At 60.4% G+C, this 15,818-nt stretch carries 12 protein-coding genes; 7 read left to right on the top strand and 5 right to left on the bottom strand.

Annotated features, from left to right (window positions below; all coding sequences use genetic code 11):
• Window positions 1-150 precede the first annotated feature (150 nt).
• From NIM87_RS09640 to NIM87_RS09610, 7 genes are all read left to right on the top strand, one after another.
• The gene (locus NIM87_RS09640; protein WP_254674448.1) at window positions 151-2,055 is read left to right on the top strand and encodes an ABC transporter substrate-binding protein; all 1,905 of its coding nucleotides are present in this window, start codon (window positions 151-153) and stop codon (window positions 2,053-2,055) included.
• A gap of 167 nt (window positions 2,056-2,222) precedes the next feature.
• On the top strand, window positions 2,223-3,224 hold the full coding sequence (locus NIM87_RS09635) for an ABC transporter permease (protein ID WP_254674447.1): 1,002 nt from the start codon (window positions 2,223-2,225) through the stop codon (window positions 3,222-3,224).
• Window positions 3,221-4,132, top strand: a complete 912-nt coding sequence (locus NIM87_RS09630; protein WP_254674446.1) for an ABC transporter permease — start codon at window positions 3,221-3,223, stop codon at window positions 4,130-4,132. Before NIM87_RS09635 ends, NIM87_RS09630 begins: the two co-directional genes overlap by 4 nt.
• Complete coding sequence (locus NIM87_RS09625) at window positions 4,129-5,031, top strand: ABC transporter ATP-binding protein (RefSeq protein WP_254674445.1); 903 nt, start codon at window positions 4,129-4,131, stop codon at window positions 5,029-5,031. The genes NIM87_RS09630 and NIM87_RS09625 overlap by 4 nt, the downstream gene beginning before the upstream one ends.
• On the top strand, window positions 5,028-5,852 hold the full coding sequence (locus NIM87_RS09620) for an ABC transporter ATP-binding protein (protein ID WP_254674444.1): 825 nt from the start codon (window positions 5,028-5,030) through the stop codon (window positions 5,850-5,852). Before NIM87_RS09625 ends, NIM87_RS09620 begins: the two co-directional genes overlap by 4 nt.
• 27 nt (window positions 5,853-5,879) lie before the next feature.
• Window positions 5,880-7,478 carry a DUF5060 domain-containing protein gene (locus NIM87_RS09615; RefSeq protein ID WP_254674443.1) on the top strand — a complete coding sequence of 533 codons (1,599 nt, stop codon included), beginning with the start codon at window positions 5,880-5,882 and terminating at the stop codon, window positions 7,476-7,478.
• A gap of 11 nt (window positions 7,479-7,489) precedes the next feature.
• The gene (locus NIM87_RS09610) at window positions 7,490-9,001 is read left to right on the top strand and encodes a DUF5060 domain-containing protein (RefSeq protein ID WP_254674442.1); all 1,512 of its coding nucleotides are present in this window, start codon (window positions 7,490-7,492) and stop codon (window positions 8,999-9,001) included.
• A gap of 195 nt (window positions 9,002-9,196) precedes the next feature.
• On the opposite strand, the gene NIM87_RS09605 is transcribed toward NIM87_RS09610, so the two are convergent.
• The 5 genes from NIM87_RS09605 to NIM87_RS09585 form a co-directional block, all read right to left on the bottom strand.
• Complete coding sequence (locus NIM87_RS09605; protein WP_254674441.1) at window positions 9,197-10,276, bottom strand: ABC transporter ATP-binding protein; 1,080 nt, start codon at window positions 10,274-10,276, stop codon at window positions 9,197-9,199.
• A 34-nt stretch (window positions 10,277-10,310) separates the two neighbouring features.
• Window positions 10,311-11,138 (bottom strand): carbohydrate ABC transporter permease, encoded by an 828-nt coding sequence (locus NIM87_RS09600; protein ID WP_254674440.1) that lies wholly within the window; start codon window positions 11,136-11,138, stop codon window positions 10,311-10,313.
• The gene (locus NIM87_RS09595; protein WP_254674439.1) at window positions 11,135-12,043 is read right to left on the bottom strand and encodes a carbohydrate ABC transporter permease; all 909 of its coding nucleotides are present in this window, start codon (window positions 12,041-12,043) and stop codon (window positions 11,135-11,137) included. Before NIM87_RS09595 ends, NIM87_RS09600 begins: the two co-directional genes overlap by 4 nt.
• Before the next feature lie 74 nt (window positions 12,044-12,117).
• The gene (locus tag NIM87_RS09590; protein ID WP_408640063.1) at window positions 12,118-13,407 is read right to left on the bottom strand and encodes an ABC transporter substrate-binding protein; all 1,290 of its coding nucleotides are present in this window, start codon (window positions 13,405-13,407) and stop codon (window positions 12,118-12,120) included.
• A gap of 53 nt (window positions 13,408-13,460) precedes the next feature.
• The gene (locus tag NIM87_RS09585) at window positions 13,461-15,779 is read right to left on the bottom strand and encodes an alpha-L-rhamnosidase (RefSeq protein ID WP_254674800.1); all 2,319 of its coding nucleotides are present in this window, start codon (window positions 15,777-15,779) and stop codon (window positions 13,461-13,463) included.
• Window positions 15,780-15,818: the final 39 nt, after the last annotated feature.

The following is a 15,818-nucleotide window of genomic DNA, read 5'->3' as shown; positions in this document are numbered from 1 at the left end:
GGGAGGATTTGGAAGACTGGCGGCTCGTTTGATCGTGCCCGAGCGTGAGCTTGGGCGTGAGGCCGAAAGCGCGCCCTCATATCTCCTGAAGCGCCTCGCGTTTCGTAGGTTGACCAGCTGGAGGGCTGGCGACTGGCACAGGAGGAGAATATGGTTCGGCTTCGCCGTACTTTGGTGGCGTCCGTTATCGGCGCCATGCTGACAACCACCGCAATTGCGCAGACGATGACCGATGTCGGCACGCCGCGCGACGAGACCCTGATCGTGCAGACCTTTGACGGTCGTGCCGCGAACGCGTCCGCCCAGAACCCCATGAATGCCTATGCGATCTGGCGCGGCTTCCGCGAGCTGGGCTGGAGCTGGCTGTGGGAAATGGACACGGCAACGGGCCAATCCTATCCCGAACTCGCCGCCGGACCGGTGGAAGTGCTCAATGACGAGCACACTCAGTTCCGCGTCACGCTGCGCGAGGGGGTCTACTGGAGCGATGGCGTCGAGTTCACCGCCGACGACGTGATCTACTCTCTCGACACCTACACCAAATATCGCAGCCAGCTCGGCCGTGTTGCCGTGATCGCTAATTTCGTCACCAGCTGGAAGAAGATCGACGACTTTACGTTCGAGGTCGAAACCAGCCGCCCCTCCTATGACTTCCAGACAGTGATGGGCGTATACACCTGGGGCAGTCAGTTCGTGATCGTGCCCAAGCACATTTTCGAACCGCAGGGCGACGATGTCGTAACCTTCCAGAACACCAATGCGGTGACCCTTGGGCCTTACAAGATCAAGGAATTTGATCCCAACGGCTCCTGGCAGCTCTGGGAATTGCGCGAGGACTGGGAACGCTCCGGCTGGGGCAACCTGGGCGAGCCCAAGCCCAAATATGTGCTCTACAAGGACTTTGGTGCCGAAGAAACCCGGACCCTTGCCTTTGTTCAGAACCAGTATGACGTCGATACCTTCATGAGCCCGGACTCCATCCAGGCCGCCAAGGGTCGCAATCCCAATATCGAGAGTTTCTCGCCGACCTTCCCCTATCACGACATGAACGACGCCTGCTCCTACGGCGTCTACATGAACCTGCAGCGCGCCCCATTTGACAAACCGGAAGTGCGCTGGGCCCTGGCCCTCTCGCTCAATATGCAGCAGGTCGGCATCTCGTCGATGAGCGGCCAGTTCAAGGCCGGTGCCCTGCCGCTGGCAGACACGCCGATTACCAATCCGCTCTATTACGCCCCTCTTCAGTCCTGGCTTGAAGAGCTGACGCTGGCGGACGGCTACAAGCCCTACAATACCAATTTCGGTGCTGAGCTGACCGAAGCGCTGGCATCGCAGGGCGTCGACGCCTCTGAGCTCCCCACCGGCGACGATATCGAGCGGGGCTTTGGCATGGGCTGGTGGAAACATGATCCGGCTGAGGCGGCGAAGCTGCTTGAATCGGTGGGCATGAAGAAGGGGGCAGACGGCTTCTTCGCTCTCGAAGACGGCTCGCCCTGGGTGCTCGAATTCGTCATTCCTGGCGACTGGAACAAGGTTATCCAGCGCATCGGCTTCTCCATTGCCGACAGCTGGCGCCAGGCCGGGTTCAACATCAATACCCGCCAGGTGGACAACGGCGAATGGACCACGGTCCAGAACACCAATGCCCGCAACGAGCTGATGATCAACTGGTCCCAGTCTTGCACCTATAATTCAAACTGGCAGAATTCCTGGCGCCAGTTTGACGCGCGCTACGTCCTGCCGCCGGATTCAACAGACCCGCTCAACGGCAATTTCATGCGCGTCACTGACGAGCGCATTTTCGAGCTGGTTGCCGATAGCGCCAAACTGCCGACCGACGACCCTCAGTTCCTGGAAAACGGCCGGAGCATCGCGCAGCACCTGACGGAAGACATGCAGGTGATCAACCTGATGAACATTCCGACCACTATCCCGACCAACAAGACCTATTGGACCAACTTCCCCAAGCAGGACAACTTCTACGCTGCTCCCTACACCTGGTGGAGTTCATTCAAGAAAACGGTCGTCAATATCGAACCGACCGGTCAGCAATAGGCTGATGACGACTTGCGGGGCGGCCTGTGTCCTCCTGGCTGCCCCGCCTTGCGTCGCACCATAGCGGAGCGACACCTACCGGCTGTCATCCCGGCGAAGGCCGGGGTGACGCTCGAGGGTGTGAAGGCTCACGGTGCAAGCGACTTACTCATGTTAAGGACTGACCAATGGGTGTTATCGCCTTTGTCGCCAAGCGGTTCGGCCTCTACCTCGCCGTATTGTTCATCGGGCTGACAATCACGTTCATGCTGCCGCGCCTGATGCCGATCAATCCGGTGGATGGCTATATCGGGCAGATTCAATCGCGCGCCAATGGCACTCTGACGCCGGAAGCCATCGAGGAAATGCGCGCCAATCTTGAAGTGCTCTACGGCCTCAAGGGCGATATTTTCACCCAGTACCTGTCCTATCTCAAACGCGTCGTCATCGACTTCGATTTTGGCCCGTCCTTCACCTATTACCCGGCCGAAGTCTCGACCATGATCACCACGGCTCTGCCCTGGACCTTGGGTCTGTTGCTGACGGCCACGATCATTGCATGGCTTCTGGGCAATATGGTGGGGCTGGTTGCCGGCTACTTTCACAAAAAGAGGGCTGCCTCGATCCTCGAGTTCGTCGGCATTCTGCTCTATCCGATCCCGTACTACATCATGGCGGTGACGGTCCTGCTGCTGCTGGCCTATATCTTCCCGATCTTCCCCCTGTCGCCCACATTTCCGGTGGGCGAGATAACCTGGCCCAAGGTGGGAATGATCATCTATAACTCGCTGCTGCCGGCGATTACGCTGGTGCTGGCCGGATTTGGCTGGAACATTCTCTCCATGAAGGCGCTGGCTGTCGCCACCACGGAAGAGCCCTATGTCGTCTATGCAAGGCTCAAGGGTGCGTCGAACTGGACGCGCATGACGCGCTACGTGTTTCGTAATGCGCTACTGCCGCAAGTGACGGCGCTGGCCCTCTCGCTGGGCATGATTTTCAACGGAGCTCTGCTCACCGAGATCATTTTTTCTTACCCCGGCATCGGCCTGATCATGCGAACGGCCGCAACCGGCGGTGACTACAATGTGCTCTATGGCGCGATCACCCTGTCGATCCTTGCCGTCGCCACCGCGGGCCTGGTCATCGACCTCATCTATCCCCTTCTCGATCCGCGGATTCGCCACAAATGAGCATCGACAGCAAAAACGCCGATCCGGTCGCCTTGGTCATCACCCCTGCCGGGACCGAACCCAGCTTTGCCTCGGGCCTGGTATGGCTCGTAAACCCCCGCCTCGCCTTGGGTCTGATCATCCTCGCGGTAATGGGGTTGGGCAGTTTCTTACTACCGATCTTCGCGCCCGCCGATCCATCGATCCAGGCGACCTATATGCGCAATCTTCCCATGTCCGGTGCCCATTGGCTGGGCACCAACGCGCTGGGGCAGGACATCTTCTGGTTCCTGGTGTTTGCAGTTCGCAATTCACTGCAGCTCGGCATTCTGGTTGCCGTGGGCGTGACCATTGTCGCCACCATTGTTGGTCTCAGCGCGGGCTATATCGGGGGGACATTCGAACGGCTGGTGATGCTGATCGTCGATACATTCATCACCATTCCCCTGCTGCCCATCCTGATCATTCTAGGTGCCCTGATCCGCGGTAACACGTCGTTTTTCACGGTGGGTGTTATCATCATCATTTTCGGCTGGGCGTGGGACGCCCGAACGGTGCGTTCCATGGCGCTCTCCCTGCGGGAGCGGGAATTCATCAACATGGCGCGCTTTTCCGGCGCCAACACGGTGGACGTGCTGGTCCGGGAAATCTTCCCCTATGTGTCGGCCTACATCCTCGTGGGGTTCATCAACACCGTGCTCTTCGCCATCAACACCGAGGCCACTCTGGCGGTGATCGGCCTCTCCAAGGTCGAAGTGCCAACACTGGGCTCCATCATCTTCTGGGCCCTGAGCTACAACGCTCTCTTTACCGGGCAATATCCCTGGATCGTTGCGCCGATCGTGGCCACGGTGACGCTGTTCCTCGGTCTGTTCCTGACTTCGACCGGCTTCAACCAGGCCTTTGCAGCCAAGCGTGGTGTCTCATGATCCGCCTCAACGATCTCAAGATCAGTTATCGCATCGGCAGTCGAACAATTGATGCCGTTGACGGCGTTACTCTGACCATTCCCGATAATTGCGTTGTCGGCATTGCCGGCGAGTCCGGTTCGGGCAAGTCGACGCTGATGAAGGCAATCTATGGGGACATTCAGTCGCCCATGTATATTTCGCGTGGCAGCATCGACTATGGCCTCAAGGGTGTCGACGGCAAGCCGGTCACGGCCGGCAATGTTCGCAAGGAATGGTTCAAGTCCATTTCCTACGTGCCGCAAAGCTCGATGAACTCGCTCAATCCAGTGATCAAGATCCGCGAGCAATTCATCGACTTCCCCGGGACCGACAGCAACAAGAAGCGCGTGTTGGAAAAGGCACGGGCCTATATCGGCAAGTTGGGCCTGCCACCCGAGGCCATGGATTCCTATCCGCACCAGCTGTCGGGCGGTATGCGGCAACGCATGATGATTGCGCTTGCCACCTTCTTCCAGCCCGAACTTATCATTGCTGACGAGCCGACCACGGCGCTCGACGTGGTGGTGCAAAAGGACATCCTGATGCTGCTCATGGAGCTGCAAGAGGAGATGGGCAACACCATCCTCGTTGTCTCCCACGACATGGGGGTGCACTATCAGGTCACCCACAAAATGCTGATCATGTATGCCGGACGGGTCGTGGAATACGGCGACACCGACAGTGTCTTCGCCGATCCCCAGCACCCCTATACCAGGATGCTCATCGACAGCCTCCCCACAATTGGCGACGACAGCATGCGTGGGGTTCTTGCCAGTCAGGCCGGGGCCAGTGGCGACCGGGCTTATCGGGTGGAACCCAATCTGATCGAAGTCAAGCCGGGGCACTTCGTGGCTCAGTCCGAGGGAGCTTCGGTATGACTTTCATTCTCAAGACTGAGGGGCTGAACAAGGTCTATCGACTTGGCGGTTTCATGCGGTCCAAGTCGATTCAGGCTCTCAACGATGTGAACATCACCGTGGAGAGCGACAATCCCGTTGTCATCGCAGTGGTTGGCGAATCCGGCAGCGGCAAGACCACCTTGGCCAAGACGCTGCTGCGGCTGGAAACGCCGACCAGCGGCCGGGCGATTGTCTATGACCAAGTCGTCGCCGGGCAGGGGGCCATTCCGTCCCGCAAGGATTTCCTGGGACTGGTTCAGCCCATCTTCCAGAACCCTTTCGAGGCTTTCAGTCGCTATCGACCCGTCGACGCCTACCTGCACGAGACCGCACGGCGCGTTGCGGGCATGGACACGGTGCGATCGGAAAATGCCGTTGCCGAGGCGCTGAAAAGCGTCGGCCTCAACTACGAAGACGTCTGCGGAAAATACACCGCGCAGTTCTCCGGCGGCGAATTGCAGCGCATTTCGGTGGCGCGAGCCCTCATCCCCGATCCGAAACTGATTATTGCCGATGAACCGGTCAGCATGATCGATGCCTCGCGCCGCATGATCATCATCAACCTGTTCAAGCGATTGCGCGATGAAGCGGGGCGAAGCTTTGTCTACATCACGCACGATCTGGCGACGGCCTATTACATTTCGGACTACGTCGCCGTGATGAACAAAGGCCGCGTGGTCGAATTCGGGCCCGCCCGCAAGGTTATGTCCGACCCACAGCATGACTATACGCGACTGCTGCTCGGATCCATTCCCACCACCAAAACCCGTTGGCGGCCCCGTTTGCGCGCTGCCGGCTGAACCATTTCAAACACTGGAATTTGAGTGATGACCAAGTCAGCAAGCGCCACCGGTGCGGCCTCCCTTTGGGCCACCTACGAACTCTCACTGGAAGGGCCGAGTTCTGGCAATCCCTTCCAGGAGGTCCAACTGCGGGCCATCTTCCGGCACGGCGAGCGCGAAGTGCGGGTCAACGGCTTTTATGATGGGGACGGACAGTACAAGTTCCGTCTGCTGCCCGACGCAGCCGGTACCTGGACATACGAAACACTGAGCAATGCACCGGCTCTGGACGGCGCATCAGGCAGTTTCGAGGTCGGCGCGGCCGAGCCGGGCCATCACGGGCCGGTGCGCGTCTCCAATCGCCACCATTTCCGCCATGCCGATGGGACGCGCTACATCAACATCGGCACCACGGCCTATGTATGGAATTTGCAGGGCGACGCCGTTGAGGAACAGACCCTGGCAACTCTTGCCGAAGCACCCTTCACCAAAATCCGGATGTGCGTGTTCCCCAAGCACTACCGCTACAACCAGAACGAGCCGGACCGTTATCCCTTTCCGCTGATCAAGAAGGGTACCAGCACCTGGGATGGCAGCTTCAATGGTGGCAATGGCGCCTGGGAATTCGACTTCGAGCGTTTTGAACCGGACTATTTCCGGCACCTCGAAAAGCGCATCAATCAGTTGGCGGAAATCGGCGTTGAAGCCGATCTGATCATCTTTCACCCCTATGATCGCTGGGGATTTTCGCGCATGTCCCCGACCCAGGACGATGCCTATCTCAGATACCTGACAGCTCGTTTGGCGGCGCTACCCAATGTGTGGTGGTCCATGGCCAATGAATATGACCTGATGCAGAGCAAGAAGCCTGCCGACTGGGATCGGTTCATCCATATCGTGTCCGACAACGATCCTTTTGATCATCTTCTCAGTGTGCATAATTGCTTCGCGTTCTACGACCACAATCACCCGCGCATAACCCATTCGAGCATTCAGCGATCGGCGGCGAGCAATTCGTCGCTGTGGCGCGAGAAATACGGCAAGCCGGTCTCGATCGATGAGTGCTGCTACGAGGGCGATATTTCCGAACTCTGGGGCAATATCACGCCACAAAAGATGGTTCGCCGCTTCTGGGACGGTACCGTCAATGGCGGTTACGTTACTCATGGCGAGACCTATTACAACGAGAGTGAAACGCTTTGGTGGGCCAAGGGCGGCAAGCTGGTCGGGGAGAGCGTCGCGCGCATCGCCTTCCTCAGGCGCATCCTTGAAGAGGGGCCGGACGAAGGCCTTGATCCGGTCAAATCCACCGGCGCCTATCGCATCGCCATGGCCGGCGGCCTGGACAATGTCGTGCTCCAGCAATTGTTCTCGCCCCCACCGGGCGAGGAGGGCTGGTCGCGCGTTCAGGCGTGGTGGGCCACGGCGGGGCAGCCGCACCGCTACTACCTGACCTATATGGGCGAGAACCAGCCGCACGAGATGACCGTCGCAGTGCCGCCCGATGAGCACTATTCCGCGACCCTGATCGATACCTGGAACATGACCGAGACCAGGCTCTCGGACAGTGTGAAGCGGGGGGAGGTGCTCTACTTTGAGCCCAAACCCTATCTCGCCATGCTGTTCAGGCGCATTGACGGTTGAGGAGCTGAGCCATGACCACGATTGCACAATGGGACATGTTTGAGCTGGCCTTGAGCGGGCCATCCGAGGGCAATCCCTTCCTCGAGGTTAACCTGCATGCCATTTTCCGCCAGCACGGACGGTCAGTCCATGTGCCTGGCTTCTATGACGGGGAGGGGACCTACAAGGTCCGCTTCATGCCGGACAATATCGGGGAGTGGACCTATGAAACGCGCTCCGGCGCTGCGGATCTCAATGGCAAAAGCGGCAGCTTGAGCGTTTCAGCGCCGCGCTCCGGCAACCATGGTCCGGTCCAAGTGGCCAACCGCTTTCATTTTGCTCATGCCGACGGCACGCCCTTCCTCAGCTTCGGCACGACTTGTTACGCTTGGACCCACCAGCCGCTGGCCGAGCAGAACAAGACCCTGCAGACTTTGGCCAAGGCGCGTTTCAACAAGATCCGTATGGGAGTTTTTCCCAAGGACTACCCCTACAATGTCAACGAGCCGCTGCATGACGTCTATCAGCGCGACGCCTCTGGCGAACTCGACTTCGATCGCCCCAATCCCGAGAGCTTCCGGCACTTTGAAAATCAGGTGAAGGCGCTGGGTGATATGGGCATTCAGGCCGATATCATCATGCTGCATCCCTATGATCGCTGGGGCTACTCCGCAATGAGCGAAGAGCAGGACAACCGCTTCTTCGCCTATCTGACGGCGCGTCTGGCGGCCTACCACAATGTCTGGTGGTCGCTGGCGAACGAATATGACTTTCTGCTCGATGCCAAGCCCATGCACCAGTGGGATCGCTACTTCCACATCATCGAGGAAAACGATCCCTACGGCCACCTGCGTTCGATCCACAATGGCGACCCCGACGCCAATTACGATCATCGCAAGGCTTGGGTCACCCATGTCTGTATCCAGAACTGGGATGTGAAGCGGACGGCGGAATGGCGTGCCGCCTATGGCAAGCCGGTGGTCAATGACGAGCCCGAATACGAGGGCAATATTGTCCAGTGCTGGGGCAATATCTCGGCTGAGGAGTTGACGCACCGCTTCTGGACTACGGCCATGCGCGGTGGCTATGCCGGCCACGGCGAGACCTTCAGCCATCCCGAGGACCTGATCTGGTGGGCCAAGGGCGGGGAGCTGCATGGCCAGGCCTGGAAGCGGATCGGCTTCCTGCGTCAGATCATGGAAGAGAGCGTCCGTGGTGGTTTTGATCCTATCGACCCGCAGATGCGCTTTCCCTGGAACCGTATCTCGGGCGCACGGGACGGTGACACAACCATCATCTATTTCGGCGAGCATCAGCCGGTGATCTGGGCCAGCGGTCTGCCACAGGACGATGGCGAGTATGACGTCGACCTGATCGACACCTGGGCCATGACGGTCGAGCCCGCCAAAATCGTCCCCGCCCCAGAAAACCATCCCACCCGCCATGGCGCCCATATTCGCCCCCGCAAACCCGATGCTGCCTTTGCGGTGGAACTGCCAGGCCGCCCGCACCTGGCCATTCGCATTCGTCCGGTCCGGAGCTGAGCATGGCAAACCGGCCGAACTGGCCCATGGTCCAGCCTCGGGCCGCGTCATCGTCGACAATGACTATTCTGGTGATCCGGATGATCTGATCCAGACAGCGCACTACCTGCGAAAGCCCACGGTCGAAATACATTCTTCGTCCCCTCCCACTTGTCCGTGGGCGGGGCGGATCGAAGTTAGGTGAGTGCAGTTTCGTCAGCGCGGTATTGCTTGGCCCGCGTCGTCGAACAGCAGCGCCTTGGCTGGATCGACATCAAGGGCCAGGCTCTCGCCGCGCTTGAGCGCCTGATCACCTTCGAGCACTGCAAGCCAGGACGCGCCCGAGGGCAATTCGAGATTGACGATGGTCTCGTTGCCCAGTCGCTCCACCAGACCGACCCGGCCGACAATGGAGCCCGAGGCGGCGACCACCAGATCGTGCGGACGAACGCCAAGCGTGAGTTTATCGCCTGGCGCCACCTTACGTGAGGGCAGGGTGACAGGCACGCCCACGACATCGGGGCCGCTCACCGTCGCGATATCGCCCGAGACGCTGTCCGCGCTGACGCTGACGAAGTTCATCTTGGGCGAGCCGATAAAGCCGGCGACGAAGAGGTTGGCGGGGCGTTGGTAAAGTTCGATCGGGGCACCGACCTGCTGCACCACACCACCGTCGAGCACGACGATCTTGTCGGCCAGGGTCATGGCTTCGACCTGGTCGTGGGTCACATAGATCATGGTGGCGCCGAGGTCGTTGTGGAGCTTGGAGATTTCCATGCGCATGTCGACACGCAACGCCGCATCGAGATTGGAAAGCGGCTCGTCGAAGAGGAAAACTTCCGGCTGGCGCACAATGGCGCGGCCGATGGCGACGCGCTGGCGCTGGCCGCCCGAAAGCTGACTGGGCTTGCGGTCAAGCAGATGCTCCATCTGCAGAATGCGAGCCGCTTCACGGATCTTCTGGTCGCGCACCTCCTTGGGGGTGCGGGCCAGTTTCAGGCCGAAGCCGACATTGTCGTAGACGGTCATATGCGGGTAGAGCGCATAGGACTGGAAGACCATGGCAATGCCGCGGTCCCGGGGCTCCACCGCGTTGACAACCTTGTCGCCAATCCTGAGTTCGCCGCCGGATATGTCTTCGAGACCCGCGATCATGCGCAACAGGGTCGACTTGCCGCAGCCTGACGGACCCACGAACACCACGAATTCGCCGTGCTCGATGGTCAGGTCGATGCCCTTGATGACTTCGACTTTCCCGTAGTTCTTGCGCAGTTGCTTCAGTTCAAGCCCGGCCATGGTCGGTCTCCCTGGAATAGATCATTTGGTGTGCTCAACCCTTCACGGCGCCGGCCGTCATGCCGGCCACGATCTGCCGGTTGAAGAACAGGAAGACCAGCAGCGGCGGTATGGTGATGAGCAGGATATTGGTGAACAGCAGATTGTAGGCCGTGCTGAACTGGCTCTGGAAATTGTAGAGCGTCAGCTGCACGGTCGCATTGGCATTTCCGGGCAGGTAGTAGAGCGGGTTGGTGAAGTCATTGAAGATGCCGACCGACTGCACCACGATATTGGTCACGGTCACCGGCCAGAGCAGCGGCAGCACGACGCGGAAGAAGACATCGAGCGGGCGGGCGCCATCGATGATGGCCGCTTCGTCGAGATCGCGCGGAATGGTGGATACGAAGGCGCGGTAGAGAATGATGGAGAAGGGCAGGTTATAGGCCACTTCCACCAGGATCATGCCATGGAGCGTGCCGAAGAGCTTGAGGCCCTGCAAGAGCCAGATGGTGGGCACGACGGCGGGGGGCACCATGAGCCCGGCCAGGATCAGGAACTCGATGAGCCCGTTCCAACGTGTCCTGCGGCGCGCCAGCACGTAGCCAACCATAGCCGCAAAGATCACCAGCAGCGTTACGCTGACCACAGTGATGATGCTGGAATTGATGAAGGCCGTGATCATCATCCAGTTGCGCGTCTTGACCACCTCGAAGACGTTTTCCCACAGGTGGAAGCCAGTGGGCCAGGAGAAGTCGCGCAGGGCCGACTGCTGCCGATCCTTGAACGCCATCAGCACGATGAAGATGAAGGGAATGACGAAGACGACGAAGGTCGCCGCAATGGCGGCTGCGCCGCCGATGATGGAAGCGCGCTTTTTCATTCGTGACCCTGCTTGCGGTTGAGGAACATGGTCAACGGCACGACCAGCACGGCGATGAGGATGAAGAGCACGACATTGCCGGCGGTCGAGAGGCCATAAAAGCCCGCCTGATACTGCTTGTAGATCACCGAAGCGATGGTGTCGGAGGCAAAGCCTGGACCGCCCTTGGTCATGGCCCAGATGAGGTCGAACGTGCGAAGACCACCGATAAAGCTGAGAGTGATCACGGTGGATGTGGCGGGGCGGCAAAGCGGCAGCGTCACATACCAGAAGTTCTGCCAGGGCGTGGCGCCGTCAATGCGGGCCGCCTCGTAGTAGTCCCTGGGAATGGCAACCAGGCCCGCAATGTAGATGACGGTGGCCAGGCCCACGCCCTTCCACACGTCAACCAGCGCCACTGAATAGAGGGCCAGGTTCGGGTCGGTGAGCCAGCCGGGGCCGGTGATGCCGAAGATGGCCAGGCCCTCGTTGATCATGCCCTGGGTCGGGTGCATCAGCACGGTAAAGGTGATGCCGACGCCAACCGTCGAGACCAGGACGGGGAAGAAGATGACAGAGCGCAGATAGCCGCGCGCCACGATCTGGCTGGTCAGCATGACGGCCAGCAAAAGGCCCACGACGACCTTGAGACCGGATGTGACGACAGCGTAGATGACGGTATTGATCAGGCCCTTGATGAGAAAGGGCTCGCGCAGGAACTGCGCGAAATTGTCGAGGCCGATAAAGGTGGCGTCGAACAGTGTCCAGCGGGTCAGGCTGAAATAGAGCGAGGCGAAGGTCGGCGCCAGAAACAGCACCGTATAGACGATGGCAGCGGGGGTGAAGAACCAGCCCGGGTAAGGCGAACGCTTGATGGCCCGCGTTTCGGTCTGGCCGGGTGAACCGGCCATGGTAGAAGCGCTCATGTCTCCCCCTCCTTGCGCAAAGAAGTGACCTGGAATGCTGATAACAGCACTCCAGGTCGACCTATTGTCAGATCTTACCAGCCGGCAAGGCCGAGCTGCTGGGCCTGCTTGCGGACGTCCTCGTCGTAGAGGGCGGCTGCACTGGCGGCGTCGCGGCTACCTGTGCCAACTTCCACCAGGATCTGCTCGAGAGCAGGACCCTTGACAGGGGAGAGGAATTCGAGTGCCGGGGCGTTCTGACCCTGGCCTTCGAAATAGGGCAGCATGTCGGAGACGGAGGGCGGCACGTCGGCCGGGAGTTCGCAGCCGGCAACCATGTAGGGACCGGTGGCGCCAACGGCTTCATTGCGCACGTCGCAGCCCTCGGGGCTGGCGATAAAGGCGACGAAGTCCTTGGCCAGATCCGGGCTGGCAGTGTTCTTGGCAACGTAGACGGAGTCCGGCATCCAGGTTGTCAGGCCGTTGCTGTCGGCGCTGTCGCCGGGCTGGGCAAAGAAGCCGACATCGTTGAGGTGATCTGGAACGGTTTCCGCGATGGCGCCGATGGCGAAGGTCAGCATCGGGTAATGCGCGCCTTCACCGGTAGCGATCATGCGCACGCCGTCAGAATAGGTGGCAGCACCAAAGTCGGCGTTGAAGAAGCCGGCTTCGGCCGCTTCCTGCAGCTTTTCAAAGCCGCGCAGGGCCGCCGGGCTGGTGGCAAACTTGGCTTCGTTGGCGGTGAACTTTTCGGCGAAGTCCGGCTCCTGGGCCAGGACGTTGTAGAAGTCAGACAGCACGAAGAGCTGGCTTGTCCAGGTATCGGCATAGGTCTGGATCACGGCGACCTTGCCGGCTGCCTTGATCTTTTCGTTGTTGGCCATGAACTCTTCCCAGGTCTTGGGAATTTCGAGGCCAAGTTCTTCATAGATCGGCTTGTTGTAGAAAATGCCGCCGCCCATGGCGGGGGCAAAGGGGGCGCCATAGACTTCGCCACCAGCCGAAACCACGGACTTGAAGCTCTCCTGGACGCCGGCCTGGAAGGGCTCGGTGGTCAGCGGCAGCAGGTTCTGGGTCGGGTTGATGGCCTGGAAGAGCGAGCCCGAATTGTAGGAGAACACGTCGGCCATGGCGCCGGTGGCGAGGCGGGTCTTGACGATATTGTCACCTTCGCCGCCGCCGGGGCGCACTTCGATGTCGATGGTCACGTCCGGGTTCTTGGCCTTGTAGGCCTCGGCCCAGGCTTCCATCGTGGCGATGGACTGCGGGCCATTGTCGACGAGGATCGACAGGTAGCCCGACTGCTGGGCGCTGACGGCACCTGCCGACAGCATCAATCCCAGCGTGCTGGCGCCCATAAGGGCAATAAGTTTGGTCTTGGTCATGGTCTTCCTCCCATTTGGCCGCTGTTGCGGCCGGTTTAAAGTGGTTGCGCGCCTTATGGCGTGTTGGCGTTCACCTGCGACTTCTGGCGCTCCTCGCGCTTGGGTGCGGTGTAAGTGAAGGTGACGGTGTGCGTGCCGGCGTTGAGGGCGACATCGCTACCCGTCGAGACATTGGCGCCGTCGAGTTTTGCGTCGCGGTACTGCGGGGCCAGGCGCAGGACGCCCTTGCTGCCAGCGGGCACTTCGACCTCGTAGCGGACAGCTTCCCCCTCGATGACCCATTCGGCCCGGATGAGACCGGCAGGGCTCTCGTGGTGGGCCTTCACCGGTGACAGGTCGGGCAGGATGATCGGTTCAAAAACGATTGTCCTGAAGGCCGGGTCCCTCCTGTCGGGGCGGAACCCTGCGACGCCTTCGAGCAGCCACTGGCACACAGCGCCATAGGCATAGTGATTGTAGGAGTTCATCTGCGGATTGTAGATGGAGCCATCGGGCTGGATGGCGTCCCAGCGCTCCCAGATGGTCGTTGCGCCCATCTTGACCTGGTAGAGCCAACCGGGAACCTCTTCCTGAAGGAAGACTTCACTGGCCAGACCCCATTCACCGATCTTTATGAGGGCCGGCAGCAGGGCAGGGGTGCCGATGAAGCCCGTGCCGATGCGGCGATCAGCACGCTCGATGCTGTTCCTGAAATAGCCCTTGGCCGCCTCGAACTTGTCCGCAGGGATCAGGTCGTGGACGATGGCCAGCGCATAAGAGGTCTGGTCGTCATAGGCGAGACGGCCGGACGGCGTGATGAATTCGTTGGCGAAGGCAGTCTTCACCTCGGTGGCCATGGTGGCCATGCGGGCGGCGATTTCGGCCTTGCCCACGATGCGTGCGATTTCGCTGACGGCATTGGCGGCGATGTAAAGATAGAGCGTTGCGGCGGCGTCGTCGCCGATGGTCGGCAGTGGCTTGGCGCTTGGGCCCTTGGGCTGTAGCCAGTCGCCGAAGGAGAAGCCGCGGGCGCCCCATTCGCGCGGCGGCGATACAATCGGGCCGTCGCTGATCGACCAGACGAAGTCGACCCACTTGACCATGGAGGGCAGGACTTCATCGAGGAAAGCAGTGTCGCCGTAGTGCAGGTAAAGCTGCCAGGGCACCATCCAGATGGCGTCGCCCCAACCGGTCGAGCCATAGAAGCCGGGGTAATTGGTGGGGTCGAGACGGGTCGGGTCGGGGCAGACATGGGGCACGGCGCCGTCTTCGCGCTGGTCCACCATCAGGTCGCGCACCCATTTGCGGAAGAAGCCCTGCACTTCGCCGAGATAGGCGGCGGTGCCGGCAAAAACCTGCGCGTCGCCGGTCCAGCCCAGGCGCTCGTCGCGCTGAGGGCAATCGGTCGGCACTTCGATGAAATTGGCGCGCTGGCTCCAGAGCGTATTGAGGAACAGACGGTTCACCAGCGCATTGCCCGAGGTGAAGCTGGCCTTCTGCTCGGTCACCGAACTCATCGGGATCGAAATGATGTCCAGCAGCTTGGCATCACCCTCGATGGTGACGCGGGCATAGCGATAGCCCTGGAAGGTGAAGTAAGGGCGGTAGTGTTCGTCGCCGGTGCCGGCCAGCACATATTCGATGCGCGCGGCGGCCGTACGGTAATTGCCGTTGTAGAAATTGCCGTCCTGATCGAGCACTTCGGCATGCTCAACGGTAACCTTGGCACCGGCTGTGCCCCGGACCGTGATGGCAACATTGCCACCGGCATTCTGGGCGAAGTCATAGACCGTGCGGCCCTCGGCGTCGGTCCAGCTTTTTGCGACCGGGAGCGGAGCAAGTTCACGCACTGGCGTGGTCTCGTGGGCCACCAGGATTGAGGTGTCGAAATTCAGCGCTTCGGTGCCTGCACTTGCCTTGGGCGCGAAACGGGCGTCGAAGATTTCGCCGAAATAGATCCCGGACTTTCGGACCGGCAGTTCGCCGCTTTCCCAGCTATTGTCGGTCACCAGGACCGGTTCGGCCGTGCCGGGCGCTGCATGCAGTTCGGCAATGGCGGCGATCTTGTCGCCCCAGGTGTTGAAGATCGGGAAATTTCCCCACATCATCTGCGAACGCAGCCAGCCATCGGCCAGCCAGATTTCGATCCGGTTCTCGCCGGGCACCAGCAGGTCGGCAACGGAATAGGTCTGGTAGCTGAGGCGCGCGTCATAGCTCGTCCAGCCTGGGGTCAGCATGTCATTGCCGACGCGCTTGCCGTTGATGAAGGCGCGATAGAGGCCGAGAGCGCTGATCGTCAGGACTTCCGAGCCGCCGAGAGTGTCGATAACGAAGGTCTTGGCGACAAAGCTGGCAGGGGTTCCCACGCCGGCATCGGCCAGCGGGTGGATCATCCGCGCGGTCCAATTGTGCTGGGCCCGTGCTGCGCCCTG

Source organism: Devosia ureilytica (assembly GCF_024273195.1).
GTDB classification, from domain to species: Bacteria; Pseudomonadota; Alphaproteobacteria; order Rhizobiales; family Devosiaceae; genus Devosia; species Devosia ureilytica.
This window is presented reverse-complemented; position numbering and strand designations above follow the sequence as displayed.